Origin of the sequence: Chryseobacterium formosense (genome assembly GCF_900116415.1) — a bacterium.
Classification (GTDB): domain Bacteria; phylum Bacteroidota; class Bacteroidia; order Flavobacteriales; family Weeksellaceae; genus Chryseobacterium; species Chryseobacterium formosense.
In genome coordinates, this window is record NZ_FPAP01000002.1 from 1,145,924 (window position 1) to 1,167,599 (window position 21,676).

General features: G+C 36.2%; 13 protein-coding genes. 6 read left to right on the top strand and 7 right to left on the bottom strand.

Going from position 1 to position 21,676, the window contains the following annotated elements; all coding sequences use genetic code 11:
- Positions 1-31 precede the first annotated feature (31 nt).
- From BM371_RS11640 to BM371_RS11665, 6 genes are all read right to left on the bottom strand, one after another.
- Positions 32-547, bottom strand: coding sequence for a hypothetical protein (locus tag BM371_RS11640; RefSeq protein WP_065720512.1), 516 nt, complete (start codon positions 545-547; stop codon positions 32-34).
- An 84-nt stretch (positions 548-631) separates the two neighbouring features.
- Positions 632-6,634, bottom strand: coding sequence for a beta strand repeat-containing protein (locus BM371_RS11645; protein ID WP_143106488.1), 6,003 nt, complete (start codon positions 6,632-6,634; stop codon positions 632-634).
- A 34-nt stretch (positions 6,635-6,668) separates the two neighbouring features.
- Positions 6,669-7,232, bottom strand: coding sequence for a hypothetical protein (locus BM371_RS11650; protein ID WP_034679857.1), 564 nt, complete (start codon positions 7,230-7,232; stop codon positions 6,669-6,671).
- 145 nt (positions 7,233-7,377) lie between these two features.
- On the bottom strand, positions 7,378-7,893 hold the full coding sequence (locus BM371_RS11655) for a hypothetical protein (protein ID WP_034679855.1): 516 nt from the start codon (positions 7,891-7,893) through the stop codon (positions 7,378-7,380).
- Positions 7,894-7,977: 84 nt separating this feature from the next.
- The gene (locus BM371_RS11660) at positions 7,978-13,089 is read right to left on the bottom strand and encodes a DUF6923 family protein (protein ID WP_074958690.1); all 5,112 of its coding nucleotides are present in this window, start codon (positions 13,087-13,089) and stop codon (positions 7,978-7,980) included.
- Positions 13,090-13,278: 189 nt separating this feature from the next.
- On the bottom strand, positions 13,279-13,890 hold the full coding sequence (locus tag BM371_RS11665) for a hypothetical protein (RefSeq protein ID WP_034679851.1): 612 nt from the start codon (positions 13,888-13,890) through the stop codon (positions 13,279-13,281).
- A 615-nt stretch (positions 13,891-14,505) separates the two neighbouring features.
- Between BM371_RS11665 and BM371_RS20745 the strand changes: the two genes are divergently transcribed.
- Positions 14,506-16,200: a helix-turn-helix domain-containing protein gene (locus BM371_RS20745; protein ID WP_051883110.1), complete on the top strand. Its 1,695-nt coding sequence runs from the start codon at positions 14,506-14,508 to the stop codon at positions 16,198-16,200.
- On the opposite strand, the gene BM371_RS11675 is transcribed toward BM371_RS20745, so the two are convergent.
- A complete protein-coding gene (locus BM371_RS11675; RefSeq protein ID WP_051883108.1) occupies positions 16,184-17,896 on the bottom strand; it encodes a helix-turn-helix domain-containing protein in 1,713 nt (570 codons plus the stop codon). The two genes, BM371_RS20745 and BM371_RS11675, sit on opposite strands and share 17 nt — an antisense overlap.
- Before the next feature lie 345 nt (positions 17,897-18,241).
- Between BM371_RS11675 and BM371_RS11680 the strand changes: the two genes are divergently transcribed.
- From BM371_RS11680 to BM371_RS11695, 5 genes are all read left to right on the top strand, one after another.
- Positions 18,242-19,117 (top strand): phosphatase PAP2 family protein, encoded by an 876-nt coding sequence (locus BM371_RS11680; RefSeq protein WP_034679848.1) that lies wholly within the window; start codon positions 18,242-18,244, stop codon positions 19,115-19,117.
- A 61-nt stretch (positions 19,118-19,178) separates the two neighbouring features.
- A complete protein-coding gene (locus BM371_RS11685) occupies positions 19,179-20,525 on the top strand; it encodes a sigma-54-dependent transcriptional regulator (RefSeq protein ID WP_034679843.1) in 1,347 nt (448 codons plus the stop codon).
- Between the two features lie 158 nt (positions 20,526-20,683).
- Positions 20,684-21,043, top strand: a complete 360-nt coding sequence (locus BM371_RS11690; protein WP_034679841.1) for a DUF7674 family protein — start codon at positions 20,684-20,686, stop codon at positions 21,041-21,043.
- A 10-nt stretch (positions 21,044-21,053) separates the two neighbouring features.
- Positions 21,054-21,191 carry a hypothetical protein gene (locus tag BM371_RS20565; RefSeq protein ID WP_165571808.1) on the top strand — a complete coding sequence of 46 codons (138 nt, stop codon included), beginning with the start codon at positions 21,054-21,056 and terminating at the stop codon, positions 21,189-21,191.
- 106 nt (positions 21,192-21,297) lie between these two features.
- The gene (locus tag BM371_RS11695) at positions 21,298-21,675 is read left to right on the top strand and encodes a DUF7674 family protein (protein ID WP_034679839.1); all 378 of its coding nucleotides are present in this window, start codon (positions 21,298-21,300) and stop codon (positions 21,673-21,675) included.
- Position 21,676 lies beyond the last annotated feature (1 nt).

Consider the following 21,676-nt stretch of genomic DNA (forward strand, 5'->3'; position numbering starts at 1 on the left):
TACTGGTAAATATTTTAATTAATAGTCAGTTTTATTTCCAGTAGTTCCAGTTAGCCCCGTCATAAACAGCAAGCATTGATGCTTGAGTATCATATACCATTGTACCTGCCACAGGACTTGGAATATTTAGGTTTGCCTCACTTACTTTCGGAAGTACCAAAGCTTTAGTGGTAGATTCGAGTACCAAAACTCCCGGTTTGCTGCTTGTTGCAGCACCCATCACAACTCCGTTTATTCCTGGAATGGTATCTGTTCCTGCATTGGCATAAGGATTTGCCGTTGCCTGCCCTGCAGTTGAAAGATCCGTCCAGGCACCGTTTTGCATTACTCTTACCGATTTTACGGTGTTGTCGAGCACAAAAGTTCCGTTTACCGCTCCCGGAGCTGTGTTTACGGCGGGAAGAATGATTCCTTTAGCTTCAGTACCGAACTCAAGAAGCACGCTGTCATTGGTCATTGTGGTTTTTCCGATGGCAATCTGCGCTTTAGCATTGCCTGAAAAAAAGAATGCTGCGGGAATAATTGCCAGTGTTATATATTTTTTCATGATTTTAAAAATTTGATATTTAATTATTAATACTTTCAAACCCGGCAATTCTTTATCAGTTTACCGGGCTGAAAGTTTAATTATTTACTGAGCACTGAAGCCTACTTTTTGCAAAGCATAAGACATTAAATTGTGAATGAATATCTCCTGTGGAGTGTCGATAACTGTACCTCCTACAGCCCCCGCACGATAAATTCCTTCATCATACACGAATATTGCTCTACCTGATGCACCGGTGATGTAAACCCCTGCATTTGTTGTACTTGTTACGGTAGGGAAATTCATATATGCTGTGATAAAAGAACCTGCAGGAATATTAGCCACCGGTGGAACCGCCTGTCCGGCTGTTCCTATAATGGTTGCACCACCACCTGTACCGAATATTCCGTTACTGATGCTGTTATTTAATGTTCTTGCCTGTGCATTTCCTCCTGCCTGTGCGTCAGATCCATTACTGATGTTACCTGTACCTCCGAATGCAGTATTAAGCGCATTTCCTGCAGACTGTAATCCATCCGCCAAGACAAAAACAACACCTCCTAAATCTGTATATTCCTTGATTTTAGCAGCAGAAGCAGCGGTCATATTATTATAACCTGTTACGATCATATCGTATTTAGCCTTCATCTGTGCAGCGGTGAATGTAGCAGCAGTAGCATTTACATCGGTATTGGCATCAATCCAAGTCCATCCTGAAACACCTTTGAATGTTCCAGTAGGTCCATAGTTTGTAGTAGCCTGCAGCTGGTTTCTGAAAGTACCGTGATTACTGAAGAAATTATATCCGCTAGGTCCCCAATATCCGATGTTTACGTTTCTTTGCGGTATTCCGTCACAAGCAGTTTCCAGACAGTTCCAACCAGTTCTTCCTGAGTCTACAGAAGGGGTAGTTCCTCTGTAAAGCTGTACGCAGTTTACAGTGGTATTATAGATCATCATTCCTTCTACCGGAACAAGAGCATCTCTTTCGGTAGTTGTCATGTGCGTGATAACAAACCCTTTTTCGGCACCATCAAGAACGATGTGTCCGTTTGGTACATTCTGAGGCCATTGCGTTGATGGGTTAGATTTTGTAAGGATTCCTACTTTTGTCGGAAGAGGAGTTCCTGCCACTCCCGGTTTGATACAGTCAAAACCTGAAGTTGTATCACACTCATTAAACAAAGTAGTTTGAGAGAATCCTGCACCCTGTCCCTGATCACCAGTAATATCGGCAGCACCTCCTGAGTTTACAACTGTAGGTACTCCTTGAGCATCCACACATCCTGTACCTGCGCAAAGGTTTTGGTTAGAAGCAGAAGAGCCTGTTCCCACACCAAGTCCGTTTGCAGCAGCAACCAATTGTGCTGAAGTTACGTTATCACCTCCTTCGATGGCATCCAGACATCCGTCGTTATCAGAATCTAAATCCAGAAAGTTTGGTATTCCATCGGTATCGGTATCCTGACATGCATTGATTACAATATCTCCAAGAGAAAAATCGTCAGAATCGGCAGGTCCTGCAATAAAATCAATTTTTAAATCTCCTGAAGAAGGTACACCATAAGGTAAATCAATCACCCAATTATTATAAACCGTACCCACTGCAATAGTTGCTAATGAACCTGACGCTCCGTTGCTATATGTAAGTGTAGATGTAGTATTAACCCCATTAGCTGTTGCAATTCTCATATATTCAACTCCTGCATAAGACAAAATCAATGTAGATGAGTTTGCTAAGCTGGTGCCATTATTGGCTGCAAATTTAGAGATCAATACCTGAGGTCTGTCATAATGATAAAGATTTGTTATTGATTGTGTAAGAGATTGTGTTTCACCATCTCTTTGGAAACGGATACCATTACCAAAAGCAAAAGGAGCTGTTATATTATCCCAGAATATCTGGTTTCCTGCACCTACTGCGGTAGAAGCAAAAACCCAATCAGGATTTGCTGTCGCAAATTGAGCAGGCGTCAAAAATCCTGGTGTAGTTGGTAAGGTTGTGAAATTTCCTCTTTCAATAATATTTGCAGATCCGCATTCATCGGTATCTAAAATACCATCATTATCATCATCCAAATCACAGTTGTCTGCAATACCATCTCCGTCTGAATCGGTTCCTGAACAAGCAATTCCTTCAGCAAAAGTAATATATCTTGCAGTAGGGTTGCTGTCAAAGTTATAATTAAATACCCATTTTCCAGATGTAAAAGTTCCTGTTACCGGAGATACATTGGTTGTAAAAGCATCATCATCTGCCACGAGCATATAAACCGTATTTCCGGCTGTAAATGTGCTTCCGTAAGCTGATAAATCAGACTCAAAATAAAGAGATCCTGTTGTATTGGTACGTTGAGATAACCATATTCTTTGGATTCTGTGCAAAGTATTTGCTCCTACTGTAACGTCGATAAGCGGAGTTAAGGTATTGTTGTTATCTCCCAATAGGATGTAGCTTTCGTCTACAGGCAATGCTGTTCTTGCAGGAGCAAGATTACTCGATACAAAATCATTGTCTTTCGCAATAGTAAGAATAGTACCAGCGTTGACACTTTTCGATACTTTTTGATCAAAACCTCCGATATCAGCTCTTGCAATACCAAAAATATTGTTATTATAAGCAGTATTAAGAGTTCCACTCCATACAATTGAAGTAGGAGAGGCTGTAGAACCAAGGTAATGTTGATTAGCAACTTGTCCTAATGTAATACCGTATTTAATTGCCATGTAAGAATCTACTCTTCTACGTTCTTCTGCAGATAAATTACCTGCACCATAGATAATAGTTTCTCCTAAATGACCAATAAATCCTCTGTTATCACTACCATTACCACCAAATTGAGAATCTCCGAAAAGATGTCCTCCATTTAAATTTCTAACACCAGTACCACCATGATTAGTAGTTGCAAAATTAGCACTTCCGTTTAATGCTTTTGTAGTTGTATTAGCAGTAAATGTATTATACATGATACTTGGAATGGTTGTTGAGAATGCTCCTGCTGCTGTAAATAAACCAGTATCAGTATTTCCGCCTGTATTGGAAAGCCTTTCCATAGCGTTATCTATTTGGATACCCAGACCATCCCATCGGCGTATACCTCCTGTTAGAAATGCATTGTCTACTAATGATCTGAAAATACTAGAGAAAGCTCCTCCGCTCGTCATTCCTTCCTTAGTGAATGTGAAAACATCGTATGAATCTGCAGAAAATGTTCTTACAGAAACAGTACCAAGTGTTTGAGTTCCTGCTGTAAAGTTAACTCCCGGGTTGAAGTTGAAGTAATTTGCAGCTCCATCAACATATTTTGGAAAAGCATTAGTTCCCATTTGGCCAATTACATTCCCTGAAAAATAATCAGTCCAAGTGGTTACATCAGTTCCTACACCTGTATTGGCAGCATTTTTATCTGCTCTGTACCAATAGCTTAATGAATTAACTACACCACCTGGTGCACGCCCGAATCCTGCAAATGTGAAGAATTCACCATTACCTAAAGTAACTGTTGCAGTATTGTAAATAACACCGTTTATAGTAACTTCAGTAGCCATAGGTGTAAAAGCATCTGTGGTATCAAAAGTTTCATTATTTGATTGTACTAAGTACAAATTCTGAACGCCTTTTGGCCAAGCTACTGTTACCTGACTAGATGGCAAAGTATTCTGAACTTTCCAGATCGATTCAAATCTAAAGTTAGTTGGTCCGTTTGTAGTTCCTGTATACGCTAAAGAAGTACTCAATCCCTGTCTCAATCCATTGTCTCCAACAATTAAATATTGTCCTGCAGCTAAACTGTTAGTATTTGCAGCATTGGTATCTGCTAAAGAAGTACCAGCTCCAATAATCATTTTTTGATTTGCATTAACACTCTTTGATTGCTTTTGGTGCAATGCTGAAAGTTGGTCATAGGCGATTCCAAAAATATTATTATTATATGCTGAGTTGGCTGCACCATCCCATACAATTCCGGCGTCTGATGCTAAATAGTTATCTGTAGCAACACGTTCTAATGTAATACCATATTTTATAGCCATATAAGAATCAATTCGACGACGTTCTTGAGCCGTTAAATTCCCTTCACCATAGATGATGGTTTCCCCTATATTTCCAATAAAACCGCGGTTGTCACTGCCATTACCACCAAACTGAGAATCTCCGAAAAGATGTCCTCCATTAAGGTTTCGTATACCTGTTCCTCCATGGGTAGTTGTCGCAAAATTAACATCACCATTCAAAGCTCTGGTAGTTGAATTAGCAGTAAATGTATTATACATTATACTTGGAATGGTTGTTGAGAATGCTCCTGCTGGTGTAAATAAGCCGGTATCAGTATTTCCGCCTGTATTGGAAAGTCTTTCCATAGCGTTATCTATTTGAATACCCAGGCCATCCCATCGGCGTATGCCTCCTGTTAGAAAAGCATTATCAACCAAAGATCTGAAGATACTAGAAAAAGATCCTCCACTGGTCATGCCTTCCTTAGTGAATGTGAAAACATCATATGAGTCTGCTGAAAATGTTCTTACATTCACGTTTCCTAATGTTTGAGTACCTGCTGTAAAGTTAATTCCCGGATTGAAATTAAAGTAATCTGTCGACCCTGGATTAAATTTAGGTAAAGCATTGGTTCCCATCTGTGCAACCACAGCTCCTGAGAAGAAATCTGTCCACGTTGTTACATCAGTACCTGTTCCTGTATTGGCTGCATTTATATCTGCACGGTACCAGTATGATAAATTATTTACCACCCCTCCCGGTGCATTTGCAAACCCGGCAAATGTAAAGAATTGTCCATTATCTAAATTCACTGTTGCAGTATTGTAAACCACGCCATTCACTGTAACTTCTGTAGTCATAGGAACATATGCATTTACCGTTGCAAAAGTCTGGTCAGAGGATTGTAGCAAATACATGTTCGCTATTCCTTTTGGCCAAGCAACAGTTACCTGTCCTGCAACGTTGGTGTTCTGTACTTTCCATACAGATTCAAAACGGTAATTGGTTGGTCCGTTAGGTCCGCCAGTGTACGCAAAAGGAACAGCTAGTCTTTGTTTTAAACCGTTATCTCCAACCATTAAAAACTGACCGTTTGTAAGAGCATTTGTATTTAAAGCGTTTGTATCAAATAAACCACTACCGTTTCCGATAATTAATTTTTGATTCGGATTCGTACTTGTTGATTGCTTTTGGTGTAACGCAGATGCATCATCTCTTACAATTCCGAAGATATTATTGTTGTATCCAGTGTTAGTGGTTCTGCTCCAAATAATAGCACTACTTGCAGTAAGATAATCTTCACCCAATGTAGAACCGTTTTTCATCGCAAGATAAGAGTTGACTCTTGATTGCTCATTAGCCGTTAAAAAACGGTTGTACCAGACAATTTCCATAATGTCTCCTGGAAAAGGTCCTCCGTGAGTCCAGCCAGATTGACCAATTCTTAGTCTTTTACCAACTAATTGGAATCTATTTCCTCCTGTAAATGTTGTTGTCTGATAGATTCCGTTTAACCCTAATCGTTTTTCGCCACCAGAAAATGCAGATGTACCCCCGCCAATTCCTGAAGGATTATTGGTTGTCGCAGAAAAGATATTTATTGCTCCTGTTGTATAAGGAGTCGTAAAATCTGTATCTGTTGTAGTTCTTGAGAATTCATAATGGTTTGGTAATCCGGTGTTGGTAATCGATAATCCTGGCTCAGCAGAACTTGTATCGTCATCGATCCCTATAATACGTCCTTCGGTAGTTGCCGATGTAGGTCTTACTACTGAAAAGATCGAGTGATTTGCTTCAACTCCAACCCCTGTGCTTGAATGCAAAGTAGAGTTGTTGTCATTGTAAAAATATTTTGAAGCAGTGTATCCTGTCGTATAAGGATGAAAATTATGTGCTCGATCAGCAGGAGAAAGAGCCCATCCGCCTACCGCAGGTATATCATTAGCATTTGCGGAGTGATCTTTCCATGCAGTAGCGATATTTCCAGCGTCGTCCGATTTGACCCAGAAATCTGGTGCCGCAACTCCTCCTGGCGATTGGCCGAATACGGAAAGCATGGGCAAAACCGTACATAGAGTTAAGAGAAATTTTTTCATGGTTTCGTTGTTAATCATTTTTAGTTATTTTTTTCATACCAAATTTTTGGTATCACGCATTAGAAACTGTCTTATTCTTCATGAGATTAAGGTTTCCAGAAAGCCCATTTGTATTATAAATGATGATTTCTTTTTCGACAATTGCTGCCCGATTTTTTGTATCTGCAAATTCCAAGGATACCGAATGGTTTGTGATAGTCGGTTTCCCAATAGCAATTTGTGATTTTACAATACTTGTGAGTGTAAGTATTGCTACTAAGGGTATTACTCTTTGTTTCATTTTCACTAAGGTTTTAATATTATGGATTAACGCAATGTTATCTGTTATTTTGAATTGCAAAATAGCATCTGAACTAAAAGCAATAATTCCTTCGATAAAAGCTATTGAAGGAGTTGGCATTTCATGATTTATTTTAAGGGGTAAATTTTTGCCAAATTGTATGTTTAAGTTTGTTAGAAATATATCTGCACTGCCGCAGTTTATGGCGGAAGCGCAGATGTTTTTTGTATCAGATAAAGCCTCAGTGGCATTTTTTGCAATGAGATTATTTAGATTATCTTTTTTTATAAGAATTTTCTTATAGAGATAAAATTTTATTTTTTGTAACCTTGGCATTTATGCTGTGTATTAAGTTGTTAGACCTTAACAATAAATATTTTCTGTAATGATTATTAAGATCTAATTTTCTACCTTTTTTAATAAGACAGAAGAATAATTCTCTGTTATATAATGGTCTCCTCTTTCAAACAGAAAGTTTTTATTACTTCCAGTAGTTCCAGTTAGCCCCGTCATATACAGCAAGCATAGAAGTTTGAGTATCATATACCATTGTACCTGCTACAGGACTTGGGATATTCAGGTTTGCCTCACTTACTTTCGGAAGTACGAGAGCTTTAATGGTAGATTCTAAAACCAAAACTCCCGGTTTGCTGCTTGTTGCAGCGCCCATCACAACTCCGTTTATTCCCGGAATGGTATCTGCACCTGCATTGGCATAGGGATTTGCCGTTGCCTGACCTGCAGTTGAAAGATCCGTCCAGGTACCGTTTTGCATAACTCTTACCGATTTTGTGGTGTTGTCGAGCACAAAAGTTCCGTTTACCGCTCCGGGAGCTGTGTTTACAGCGGGAAGAATGATTCCTTTGGCTTCGCTTCCGAATTCAAGAAGCACGCTGTCATTGGTCATCGTGGTTTTTCCGATGGCAATCTGCGCTTTAGCATTGCCTGAAAAAAGGAATGCTGCGGGAATTATTGCCAGTGTTATATATTTTTTCATGATTTTAAAAATTTGATATTTAATTATTAATACTTTCAAACCCGGCAATTCTTTATCAGTTTACCGGGCTGAAAGTTTAATTATTTACTGAGCACTGAAGCCTACTTTCTGCAGGGCATAAGACATTAAATTGTGAATGAATATCTCCTGAGTAGTATCTATCGCTGTACCTGCTACAGATCCCGCACGATAAATTCCTTCATCATACACGAATATTGCTCTACCTGATGCACCGGTGATGTAAACCCCTGCATTTGTTGTACTTGTTACGGTAGGGAAATTCATATATGCTGTGATAAAAGAACCTGCAGGAATATTGGCCACCGGTGGAACCGCCTGTCCGGCTGTTCCTATAATGGTTGCACCACCACCTGTACCGAATATTCCGTTACTGATGCTGTTATTTAATGTTCTTGCCTGTGCATTTCCTCCTGCCTGTGCGTCAGATCCATTACTGATGTTACCTGTACCTCCGAATGCAGTATTAAGCGCATTTCCTGCAGACTGTAATCCATCCGCCAAGACAAAAACAACACCTCCTAAATCTGTATATTCCTTGATTTTAGCAGCAGAAGCAGCGGTCATATTATTATAACCTGTTACGATCATATCGTATTTAGCCTTCATCTGTGCAGCGGTGAATGTAGCAGCAGTAGCATTTACATCGGTATTGGCATCAATCCAAGTCCATCCTGAAACACCTTTGAATGTTCCAGTAGGTCCATAGTTTGTAGTAGCCTGCAGCTGGTTTCTGAAAGTACCGTGATTACTGAAGAAATTATATCCGCTAGGTCCCCAATATCCGATGTTTACGTTTCTTTGCGGTATTCCGTCACAAGCAGTTTCCAGACAGTTCCAACCAGTTCTTCCTGAGTCTACAGAAGGGGTAGTTCCTCTGTAAAGCTGTACGCAGTTTACAGTGGTATTATAGATCATCATTCCTTCTACCGGAACAAGAGCATCTCTTTCGGTAGTTGTCATGTGCGTGATAACAAACCCTTTTTCGGCACCATCAAGAACGATGTGTCCGTTTGGTACATTCTGAGGCCATTGCGTTGATGGGTTAGATTTTGTAAGGATTCCTACTTTTGTCGGAAGAGGAGTTCCTGCCACTCCCGGTTTGATACAGTCAAAACCTGAAGTTGTATCACACTCATTAAACAAAGTAGTTTGAGAGAATCCTGCACCCTGTCCCTGATCACCAGTAATATCGGCAGCACCTCCTGAGTTTACAACTGTAGGTACTCCTTGAGCATCCACACATCCTGTACCTGCGCAAAGGTTTTGGTTAGAAGCAGAAGAGCCTGTTCCCACACCAAGTCCGTTTGCAGCAGCAACCAATTGTGCTGAAGTTACGTTATCACCTCCTTCGATGGCATCTAAACATCCGTCGTTATCGGAATCCAGGTCTAAAAAGTTTGGTATTCCATCGGTATCGGTATCCTGACATGCATTGATTACAATATCTCCAATATAAAAATCGTCAGAATCGGCAGGTCCTGCCAAATAATCAATTTTTAAACTTCCTGTAGAAGGTACACCGTAAGGTAAATCAATTACCCAGTTGTTGTAAATAGTACCCACTGCAACAGTTGCTAGTGATCCTGACGCTCCGTTGCTATATGTAAGTGTAGATATAGTATTAACCCCATTAGCTGTTGCAATTCTCATATATTCTACGCCTGCATAAGACAAAATCAATGTTGATGAATTAGCTAATGGATTAGAGTTACTTGCGGCAAATCTTGAAATTACCACCTGAGGTTTTGCATAATGATAAAGATTTGTTATTGATTGTGTAAGGGATTGTGTCACTGCATCACTTTGGAAACGGATACCATTACCAAAAGCAAAAGGTGATGTAGTATTACCCCAGAAAATTTGAGTGGCAGCTCCTGCACCTGTAGAAGCAAGAACCCAATCAGGATTTGCTGTCGCAAACTGAGCGGGAGTGAATGTACCAGGTGTAGCTGGTAAAGTTGTGAAATTTCCTCTTTTGATGATATTCGCAGAGCCGCCACATTCATCGGTATCTAAAATACCGTCATTATCTTTATCTAAGTCTAAGACATCTGCAATACCATCATTATCTGTATCAGTACATGCATTGGTAGCTGAAATCTGAGAATAGCCCACACCTTGCCCTTGATCACTTCCTATGTCAGCAGATCCGCCAGTATTTACTAAAACAGAAACTCCAAATGTATTAACGCCTCCATTCGCTGCAATATTGATACTTCCATCTGGATTAAGCTGTGTAGCTGTTACATTTTCGTCTCCTTCTACAGCATCTGGGCAACCATCATTGTCACTGTCAATGTCAAATATATTAGCAATCCCGTCGCCATCTGTATCTTGACAAGCAAAAACAGTAACTGATCCCATACCTAAATCTCTTGTATGGTCAGGAGATATACCAGCTACAAATGTAAGAAGCAATTGTCCTGAAGTTGGGAGGCCTGCAGTAAAAGGAAGTTTGATGGTAAGATTGGTTTTAGCTGAAATCTGATCTGTTGAAGCTACCGAAGGTAATGTTGATATGCTTACTGTTGCACCGTTATTAGCTGTTACCACAGGAGCAGCAGTTCCTGTAGAGCTTATTGTAGCGTATACTGTACCGGCATAAGAAACTGTGAATGTAAAGCCATTTTCTGTCTCAATACCTGGTGATCTGTACCAATATAGGTTATTCAGTGTTATTAATGCCGCAGGCATCATCCCGGTTAGGTTTTGAGATAGGGTTGTTGTTGTTGATTGGTCCCTTCTAAATTCCAAACCGTTTGAGTTTAAGTTTACTCTACCGGTTCCTGATGGCCAAATAGCAGAATAAGTACCACCTACCGTCCAGCCAGTAACGGTATTGGTATTTCCTCCTGTTGTCGGGAAAACTCCGTTCGAAACTCTGTTAGTAGATCCGCACTCATCGCTGTCTAAAATACCGTCATTATCATTATCTAAATCATATAGATCTGCAATTCCATCATTATCAATATCATTACATTCATTTATTGATGATTGCTGAGCAAATCCTATACTTTGACCTGCAGCATTATCTATATCTGCAGCACCACCAACATTAACTAAATTAGGAATTCCATTAGCATTAACTCCTCCTGTCGCTCCAGTGTTGATGCTTCCGTTAGGATTGAGTTGTGATGCAGTCACATTATCTCCACCTTCTCTTGCATCAGGGCAGCCATCATTATCAGAGTCTAAATCCAGATAATCAGGAGTTCCATCATTATCGGTATCAAAATATACAGGAATTGAACAAGGATTATCAAACCCAATACTATTATTAGACCCAAATTCGCCTGTGGAACCAGTGAATCCGAAACGAACATTAGTTGTTCCCCCGAAAATAGTCGTTAATGAATTTGCACCAGTTGCCGGAAAAGTATAATTTGTTACAGCCATTCCATCAAAAGTATATGATAGATTACGTGTTGTCGCATTCCAAATCACATTCACCGTATGCCATAATCCATCATTTACTGTTCCATCCCCCAACTGTCCGTCACCTGCTAACTTCGTCCATCCTGTTGTTGCTGTACCTGCTGTCATTCTTATGCTACCATGATCAAATGACGGATCACAATTTCCTCCATTATTAAGATCATTATCACAACTATTCTCAAAGGTATCCAGTTCCAAAGCAATTCCGTTCGAAATACCTCTGGCTCCTAAGCCTTGGCCTACAATTCCGGCTGCGGAGGTACCTAAAGGATCATTTTGAAAAACGATAGCTATACCATCTGCATCTGATAAAAGGACTTTCATATTAATATTAAAACTTTGGGCAAAATCAATTTTACCGTAAGACCATGCTTGTCCTACCTGAGAAGCTCCGTTTGTTAATCTAAATTGGTTTGTAGGAGCAATTCCTGAAGAATTTGTAAGAGCAGTTGCATTGCCATTTGATTTAAATGTGGTATTTGGGTCACCATTAAAACCATTTTCCACACAGTTTGGTATACCGTCATTATCTGCATCAAGATCACAAAAATTACTGATACCGTCTCCATCGGAGTCTAATCCGGCACTGCATGAACTTACATCGGTATCTGTTGCGCTATTATTAGCTAAATTTGAATCAGTAGAAGTAACAGGTGAAGTTATTATTGCAGTATTGGTGAGATTACCAGTAAATGCAGCTGGAATATTTACTGTAACCGTATAAGTAACTGTACCATTAACAGGTAAAGAAACTAAATCATTAATAGCACCTGTCTGAGTACCTGTTACTGCTGTTATACTCCCTGCAGATGCAACTGCAGTATATGTCATGTTGGCATTTGGAATTCCTGCAGGTACACTATCTGTAACACTAGCATTCAAAACTCCGAAAGGACCGTTATTTCTTACAACAACTGTATATACGGTTGTCGTTCCTGCAGTATATGTTGTCGTTCCATCAGTTTTAGTTACAGATAAATCTGCAGAAAAAGCAATAGGCGCTGTTACACAATGTGCACCGTCATTACCTAAACTTGCAGGTGCATCGGAAACTAATACTCGTGTACCATTTGTGATGTTAAACTGATAAAATCCACCGTTGTTACTCACGCCAAAAACTGCTCCGTTACTAGATCCCATCATGGCACCAAAAGGAGTTCCGGCAATAGAAGTTCCGATAGAAGTCACTGCTCCGGTAGTTGTATTAATACGAGTCAATAATCCTGTCGTATTATGAACTCCATAAAGGAAACCATCAACAGGATTGTAGGCAAAATCGGATACCGTTAGAGATGAAAGTAATGGGATAGGAGTAGCTGTAAGTGTTGCGATATTGATTCTGTACAGGGTATTTACACTTCCTGCACCGCTTACATAAAAGTTTCCTGCACTATCAATTTCCCCTGAGTTGAAGCTAATTCCTGTAGGCAGATTTGTAACGGCCCCCAAATTTGTGAAAGTTCCGTCTGAGTTTATTCTAAGAATATTATTACTTGCATCGGCTATTGCATATAAGTATCCGGTAGTAGGATGAAAACCCATAGCATTATACTTTATAGATGCTATAGTTCCTATTGCAGGATAAGTAAAAGGATTTGTGGAGGTATTTACGTTATATAACGTAGTATTGGTGGCTGCATTCGGGGCTTGTCCCAAATACATTGAAGAATCACAGGTGAACTGAGAGTACACCAAGAGATTCCCTGTAAAAAGCATTACAGTTAAGAATAAATTTTTCATTATCATTGGTTTAAAATTGTGTAATATATATGTGTTCAGATTAAGTATTTTTAATCAGGCACATGATCTTAAAAGAAATTTTTTAAACTTCTTCATAAGATTTAAAGGGAATTTGATTTTTAAATATTAAGCTCTTGTTGATTATGTATCTATTTGATCACATCATTATTTAAGGGAATAAGCTAATATTTAGGCAAGAAAAGGAGGAGGACGTGTAAAATAATAAGACACAGCCAATCCTCCTTTTAGAAAATTTGAATAGGTATATGATGAATTTGTGTTGCCATGGTAATGAGTCTCTAAACGAAGAGTTTCAGTAATAATAGAAATCTTCAACTGTAAATTTGTATTAACAGTTCCTTCGTTGAAATGTTTTTTTGAAATATCAAATGAATCTTTTGAATTCTTTGATATGCATGTTTTTACGATTACTTTTTGAATTCTTTTCTCTACAATAGGTTTTTTTTCTTCCGTTTTCGCCAAGTAATTCTTTTTGATTTTCGGCTTTACTTTTTTTTCTTTATTAATAACAGGATTATCAGCAGAAGATGGTAAAGAAATATTTTCCATACCATATATCGTTGTTCCTTCTGAAATGTGTAGAACGTTGTTTTCAGATTTAGGAATGGTAATTGTATAAGATGAATCTGCGATGATCTCATCAGATGCATCTTTTGAAATTGCTGCTGAAAAAGAATTTGGAAGTAAAGTAAGTATCCATAATAAAAACAAAACAAATTTCCCAATGAAACCTTTTGGTTTCGTTGAAAGGGAAATGATGTTGGTGTTTTTTCTAATCATGGTGGTTTTTAATAATGTTTCTTTATACTGAGGGATTTCAAGTAAAGAATACGAAGCAATATTACATTGATATTTGGGGGAAAAAAATAATTTTATAGCATTAATTCTGAAATAGTTCTTTAATTATTTATTGTTTTACAATTAAATAGTATTGATTTTCAAATTGTTGTATTTATTTTAACTTTTGTTATAATTTTTTAACGTATTAATTTTTTGATTAATTAAACGTTAGGCTCGGATTGTCTCATTGGCAATTTTTTTAATAATTATTGATAAAAAAACAATATTTCTTTATCGGAGTTAATTGTTTTTGAATTTGAAACTTTTGATTATACGAATATCATGATCTGTTTATTCTGAAAAATATATTTATTGTATTTGATATTCTTAAACAAATTTTATATAGAATAATAGCAGAAAAATATATTTAAAATTTCTTTAATTTTTCATGTGTTATATATTGCATTTTACAATTTATATATATTGTTAATTAGATACTTGAGCTTTTTTTTAATAGAATAATATCAGAATATATTCTATATACTTTTATTCTTATAACTCTTTCGAACATTACTTTTGAGGTAATAACCATTTTGCAATTATTACGATAAATTTATGTATCGAAATTTACCGAACCAGTCGAAGCATTTTTTTTCTGTAAGAAAGACAAGCTATAAAGAGTTTTTACCTAGATTTTTTTCGCTTATTTTCCTGATAAATTACTTAGGATACGGTAGGATTAGTGCACAATCGCTCATCTGCAATAAGGAAAGCAAAATAACTGATTATGTTAATAAAGCAGTCGATCTTAATCAGAATGGAAAGTTATTTGAAGCAAGGAAGATTTTGGAGGAAACAATACATTTTGCAAAATCTGAAAATTGTAAAAAAGGAGAGTTGCTTGCTACTAAAAATCTCATGCTTCTATATTCTAAAATAGGAGATTACAAAAAAGCATTTAAAATTTCTGATAAAGTGCGTGATCTTGCAGCATCTCAAAAAGATTACACAACACTATCAATATTATATGATACAAGAGCTACATTGTGTGATAATTTAGGAATGTACGATGAAAGTCTTAATCAATATAAAAGTGCTATTAAAGCATCTATGCTCATTGAAGATGCAGATGAAAGATATTTTTACACCTCTTTTATTTACTATAATTTAGCACCATATTATCATGGGAAGTCTGATGATAAAGTGTTGTATTACCTCAAAAAATGTAGAGAAGAAGTACTTAAGGTTGATGATATGAGCCTTACTGTTCTTAACGAAAAAAAGAATGATCTGCTGATTTCTGTGAATATGAATCTGGGTATATACTATAAAGATTCTAAAAATATGAATAAGGATATCGTTTTATCTGAAAAATATTTTCTGGAAGCTCTAAAAATGGTTAATCAAAGTACTAGTAATTACAATTCTGATACAAGAATGGATTTGTATCAGGCACTGCAAGAGTTTTATCATTTAAAAAAAGATTATACGAAGGCAATTGACTACGGTGAATATATGTTGACGATTGAAAAATCCTGCAACAGGCCATATAGTAGAAGATTGGCTTATATGGTTTTGGCAAAATCATATCTGAGCTTAGGTGATAATGAAAAGTCTAAAAGATATCTTGATCTTTATTCTAAACTTAATGACAGTATTGTTTCTATTGAAAAAGAGGCGGTGGAGATTCCTATGCGTCAGGTAATTGCAGAAACAAGCGAAAATAGCCAGGATACCCTTATTAAAGGTGTTTTATTTGGTTTACTGGCATTCATTATTACTTTTGCAGGCTTTATTGTATATCGTAACAAAAAGAATTTTTTTTTAATAAAAAAAATACATACATCAAATACTACCGCTCTAGAAAATGAAAATGTAGCTTTAGTGCCTGATAATGAACAAAAAAATGAGTGTTTAAATTCTAATATTTCAAAACAAGCAATCGGAATTTCAGAAGAAATGATAAGTTTTATTTTAAAAAAGCTTGCTAAATTTGAAGATTCAGGAAAGTTTTTGCGTAAAGATATTAATCTTACCTGGCTTTCTAAACATCTTAATACAAACACAAAATACATATCGGAAGTTATAAAGATTCACCGAAATAAAAACTTCAATAGCTATATCAACGGGCTGAGAATTCAATATATTACCAACAAATTGATTAGTGATCCTGTATATCGTGAATACAAAATCAGCTATCTTTCTGAAGAATGTGGATATGCATCAACACAAGTTTTTGTGATTGCATTTAAAAAGGAAACCGGTGTTACTCCGTCTCACTTTATAGATAAGCTCAAGAATCAGGATTAGTATTACTCATATCATCATCTTTAAGACTTTCAATGAAATACGAAGGTGTCATGCCATGTATTTTTTTAAAAGCAATCACGAAAACCTGAGGCGAGGCGTAGCCACAGACATCTGCTAAATAACTGATTTTATACTCGCGATAATTAGGCTCGTTATAAAGCTTATGAATAATGAAATTGATTTTAAGTTGATTAATATAATTGCTAAAGTTTTGTGATTTGTGATGCTTTATAATTTCGGACAGGTATTTAGAATTGGTATTCAACTGCCCTGCCAAAAGACCAATGGTAAGATCTTTCTTTAAAAATTTAGTTGATTTTTCAAAAGCAGCAAGCTTTTTAAGAATCCTTGTTTCGGTTTCAGAAGAAATGGTGTTTTTTTGAGAAATTGCTGAATTTTCAGGTTCTAAATTATTCTTTTCCTCCTGCAAGTCTATATCTTCACTAAAATCGGTGGTTGAATTATCAATATATGAAGAAGTTTCATTATTAAGATTCTCAATAATTTTCTCATATTTCTGACGTAAGATTCTGTTTTTTCTTTTCCAGAGAAATGTGGTTACCGTTCCGGCAATTAATATAAGCACGCCGATAATGAATAACATTTTTTTTGAATTCTCTTTATAGTCTTTATCCGTTTCTGCAATTACATTTTTCATTGCAGTATTGGCATTAGACTTATTTATAACATTTAAGCTGTCTTTAAGATTAGTATACTTTTTCATAAATAAAGCAGACTTTTCTTTGTCTCCCATCTCTGTGTAAGCTGTAGCAAGAAATTCGAAAGATTCTACTCTTACGGTTGGGTCATAGCTTTGCTTCTCTAAATTTAATGCCTGATTTGCATAATCAATAGTTTTTTTAAACTCTTTTTTCTCAAGATAAAGCCAGCTCAATTGATTAAGAAGAATAGCCATATCTCTTTCTGGTAAACTTGGTTTTTCTTTCTGTATTTTTTCGGCTGTTAAAAGATTTTTCTCGGCTAATGCTAAATTTCCTTTTTCATCTGAATATTCTAAATAAAAAATTCCAAGACGTAAGTATATGTATATAATCTCAGAGTATTTCTTTTTATCCGGAATCTCACCATTGTTATCCTTAATTTTATTTGCTGCCTCTAAAGATTTTTCAAGATAATATAAAGTAGAATCTTTATAAGATTTATTATCGGATAAGTTTGTCAGATTATTGTAATGAGAATGCATATCCATATAGGTCTGAGTAAGTCTCAGGTATTTTCTATCAGGATTCTCAATAGTTTTTGCAAAGAATATTGCTTTTTGAACATCCTTTTTGCTTTCGTCATCAAGGCCAAGATACATGAGTGCTAAGGCATTTCTTCTATAAATGCTAGATATAACTCCGGTGGGATCTTCTTTTTTATCTTTTATAATTTTTTTTAACTGATTTCCCAGTTCAACTACTTTTGTATGATTACGTTGTAGATTATAGTTGGTCATGAGATAATCACCACTTAAGAGAATTCCTTTTTCATATGATATTTTTTCTGCATCGGCTCTTAACTGAAGCAGCATTTTTTCTTCATCTTTAGTATTAATTTCATTTTCTTTGATATAAGATAATTTTTTATCAATAGTTGCTTTTGTTATTTCAGAAGAAACAGCATCCTTTTGATTTTGGGCAAAAAAAGAAATATAAGAAAGAAATGCAAAAAAAATGTAGAAATATCTTTTCATGACTTTACGTAATAGTTTGTATAAAATTTGGTGAATACGGTGTCAAAAGTACAACATATAGTTTATATACCACATCTCTGTAATTCAATTATTACAAAAATTTTAAATTTTATTGAGGATTTTTTAATATTTTAAAATTAATTAACATAATGATTTGAAATTTGGATAAGTATAGATTTGTACTTTTTAATTATTAATAAAATTGAAAATCAATATTTTAAATAATTTTGTTCATTAATAATTGAGTAGTTTATCTGCGGTTTGATATTTTTTTTCTATAACTTAATTAAAGGTCTCTCTTGCCGCTTTATAATCAATAAATTTGCTGTTCTTAAGAAGTGAACAGTGAAGCAGACCTTGATTTTCGGATTATTCTTTATTTCCAACCTATTTTTTTCGCAGCAGACAGACAGTTTAGAATTAGTGATAAACAATCCCGATGTAGAGGATTCGATTGTTGTAAATACTAAAAACAGTATTGGTAGACAGCTTGTGGTGGACGGAAAGCAAATTGTCAACAATATCGCTCACAGCTATGCGAGTCCTTTTTCATGGAAAAAAGATAATTGGGTCGATGTAGGTGGTGTTGCTTTGGGAACTGTGCTCTTGTATTCTGTAGATCACGATACCAGTAAATATTTTATGGATCAGCGGGAAAAAGTTCCGAGTGTTGTCAGAAAATTTGGCGATTATTTCGGCGGACCACAAAATAATTATGGAATTACGAGTTTGGTTTACTTAACCGGACTTTTCACTAAAAATGACAAAATAAGAGATACCGGAGTATTGATGATTTCTTCAGCAACCACGGCCGGATTGATACAAACCTTATCAAAAACATTAGTAGGAAGAGCAAGACCCGGAACAGGAGAAGGTAAATTTCATTTTAAACCTTTCAGTGGCGAACCGGCGTATCGTTCTTTTCCTTCAGGTCATACGGTATTGGTGGCGACAACGATGTTTTCTCTGGCAAAACAGTTTTCAAATCCTTGGGTAAAAGCAGGTATTTATACGATCGGTGCAATTACACCTTTATCCAGAGTCTGGGATGGGGCTCATTTCTTTTCAGATGTTTTCCTGAGTGCAGCAATCAGCTATTTTGTGGTGGAGGGAACCTATAAATACATGAACAAAAACCAAATTAAAAAAGAAGGAAAAAACAAAATCGCATGGAGACTGAGCATGTCGCCAAATATGCTTGGGCTAAACGGTGTTTTTTAAATGTAAAATCACTTTAAAAATTCAATATAAATCCTAATTTTGATCTACATAAATTACAGCATTGAATACTATTTTAATTATCGATGACGAAGAAAAAATAAGATCACTTCTTTCAAGAATTATAAGCCTGGAAGGATTTGAAGTTTTTGAAGCAAGCAATCTGAAATCTGGTCTCAAAAGACTTGAAGTTTCTGATATTGATATTGTCATTTGTGATGTGAAGCTTCCGGATGGTAACGGTGTGGAGTTTTCGAAAATCATTAAAGAAAAATTTCCGGTGACAGAAGTTATTCTTTTAACCGCCTTCGGGAATATTCCCGACGGAGTGATGGCGATAAAAAATGGAGCTTTCGACTACATTACCAAAGGTGACGACAATACCAAAATTCTTCCGCTTGTATACAAAGCTACAGAAAAAGTAGCATTAAATAAGCGGGTCATCCAGCTGGAAAAACAGTTGGATAATAAGCAGTCTTTCAATAATATAATCGGTAAATCCGAGGTATTGCTTTCATCGGTAGACTCTGCAAAAAAAGTTGCAATAACGGATGCAACAGTGCTTCTTACAGGAGAAACGGGAACCGGAAAAGAAGTTTTTGCACAGGCAATTCATCACGCAAGTAAAAGAAGCAAGAAGAATTTTATCGCCGTAAACTGTTCTGCATTTGGGAAAGATTTGCTGGAAAATGAACTTTTTGGTCATAAAGCAGGAGCTTTCACAGGAGCGGTAAAAGACAGCAAAGGTATTTTTGAAGAAGCCAATCTGGGAACTGTTTTTCTTGACGAAATTGGCGAAATGCCACTGGATCTTCAGGCAAAATTGTTAAGAGTGCTTGAATCCGGTGAATTTCTCAAAGTAGGAGACAGTAAGCCTATAAAAACAGATGTCCGCATTATCGCAGCAACCAACAGAGATCTTGAAAAAGAAATTGAAAATGGAAATTTCAGAGAAGACCTCTATTACAGGATTAATATTTTTAAAATAAATCTACCTTGTTTAAGAGAAAGAACTTCAGACATTGAGCTGATTGCAGATTTTTTCCTCAAAACGTTTTCCCGGAAAATAGGTAAAAATATTTCTGCTGTTTCTTCTGCTTATCTTAAAGCATTGAAAAACCACAGATGGAAAGGTAATATCCGGGAGCTTAGAAACGTCATAGAACGCAGTGTGATCTTAACGGATTCTTCAATTCTTGATATAGAAAGTCTTCCGCCCGATATTGCAGAAAACAATTCAGATAACGAAAGCAATAAACTGATGTCAGCTTTTTCTATGGCAAGTGCAGAAAAGATTCAGATTCAGAAAGTCCTTAATCATACAAAAGGCAATAAATCGGAGGCAGCACGTCTTCTAGAAATTGGTATTGCAACGTTGTACCGCAAAATAGAAGAATACAAAATTTCGTAAAATATTTTTCCATTCTGATAATGACCCTATCATTTTGATAGGGTTTTTTGTTTTTTGGCATGAGATGTTTTGATTGTAATGTTTTGATTGTTAAATATTTATGGTTAAATATTTTATCTCGGAATAAATCTTGGCATTATGTATTCAAATAATAAAAAATGAATCATACAGAAGCCGTTGCAGAGATCATCAAAGTGATCCCGGAAACAAAAGAAGAATTTCAGGAGTCTTACAAAACCAAGTCACCTTACATGGTCATTAATGTTTTTACCCGACAAATCAAAAAACTGATCAGAGATAATGACCAAAAAATTCTGCTGAAATCTATTCGAAAGATGAATCAGTTGTATAACAAAGGTGATCAGGCTTTAAAAAATGCCATCGAAAATATCTTCATATATTCTTTAGACAGCTTTACATTTTCGAGTGAACCCGCTTACAAAAAAATGATTTTCGACAAAATGTCATTGAGCCTTCAGAATAATTACCTGCATCAGGTTTACAAATCAGGGATTTAAAATAAAAAATATGAAATCAAAAATCAGAAAAATCGGAAGCTGGAAAGAATGGAAATCTATTCGTGAAAAGCATAATCTTGAGATTGTAACAATTAACATCGCTGTGATCTTAGGCGTTTTTGTTGCTGCGGCAATTATTCAGTATTAAAAAATTACGATATGACAACAATTATTTTATTGATTCTGGGATCGGCTTTTTTCGTTTTGTTTTACCGTCTAATTGAATATTTCGATGAAATTTAAAACATTCAGCTTTGAAAAAGATCAACCGAATTACTGCCATAGAATATATGAAGGTATTTTTTCCTTCCATTCGCAGTGAGATCACAGAACTTTCTGTGCAGAACAATTTTCCGGGAATCATGCAGATCACGATAGACAATATGAAAAGTCTCTCCCAACATTCAAAAATTCAAAAAATGAGTGTCTCAATAAGAAGAATGTACTGGATTTATAATAACGGAAATTCATACATCAGATACATCATAGAAAACCTTTTTGTAAGGTCTTTTGAAAGCTGGAGAAAAAATCTGCAACCCCAGCAATGGAAGTTTCTTTATCAGGAAATTCCTTCTGCTTTCCGTGAAATTCATAGTCTGCAAATAGTACAAGATCAAAAATTAAAAAATTAGA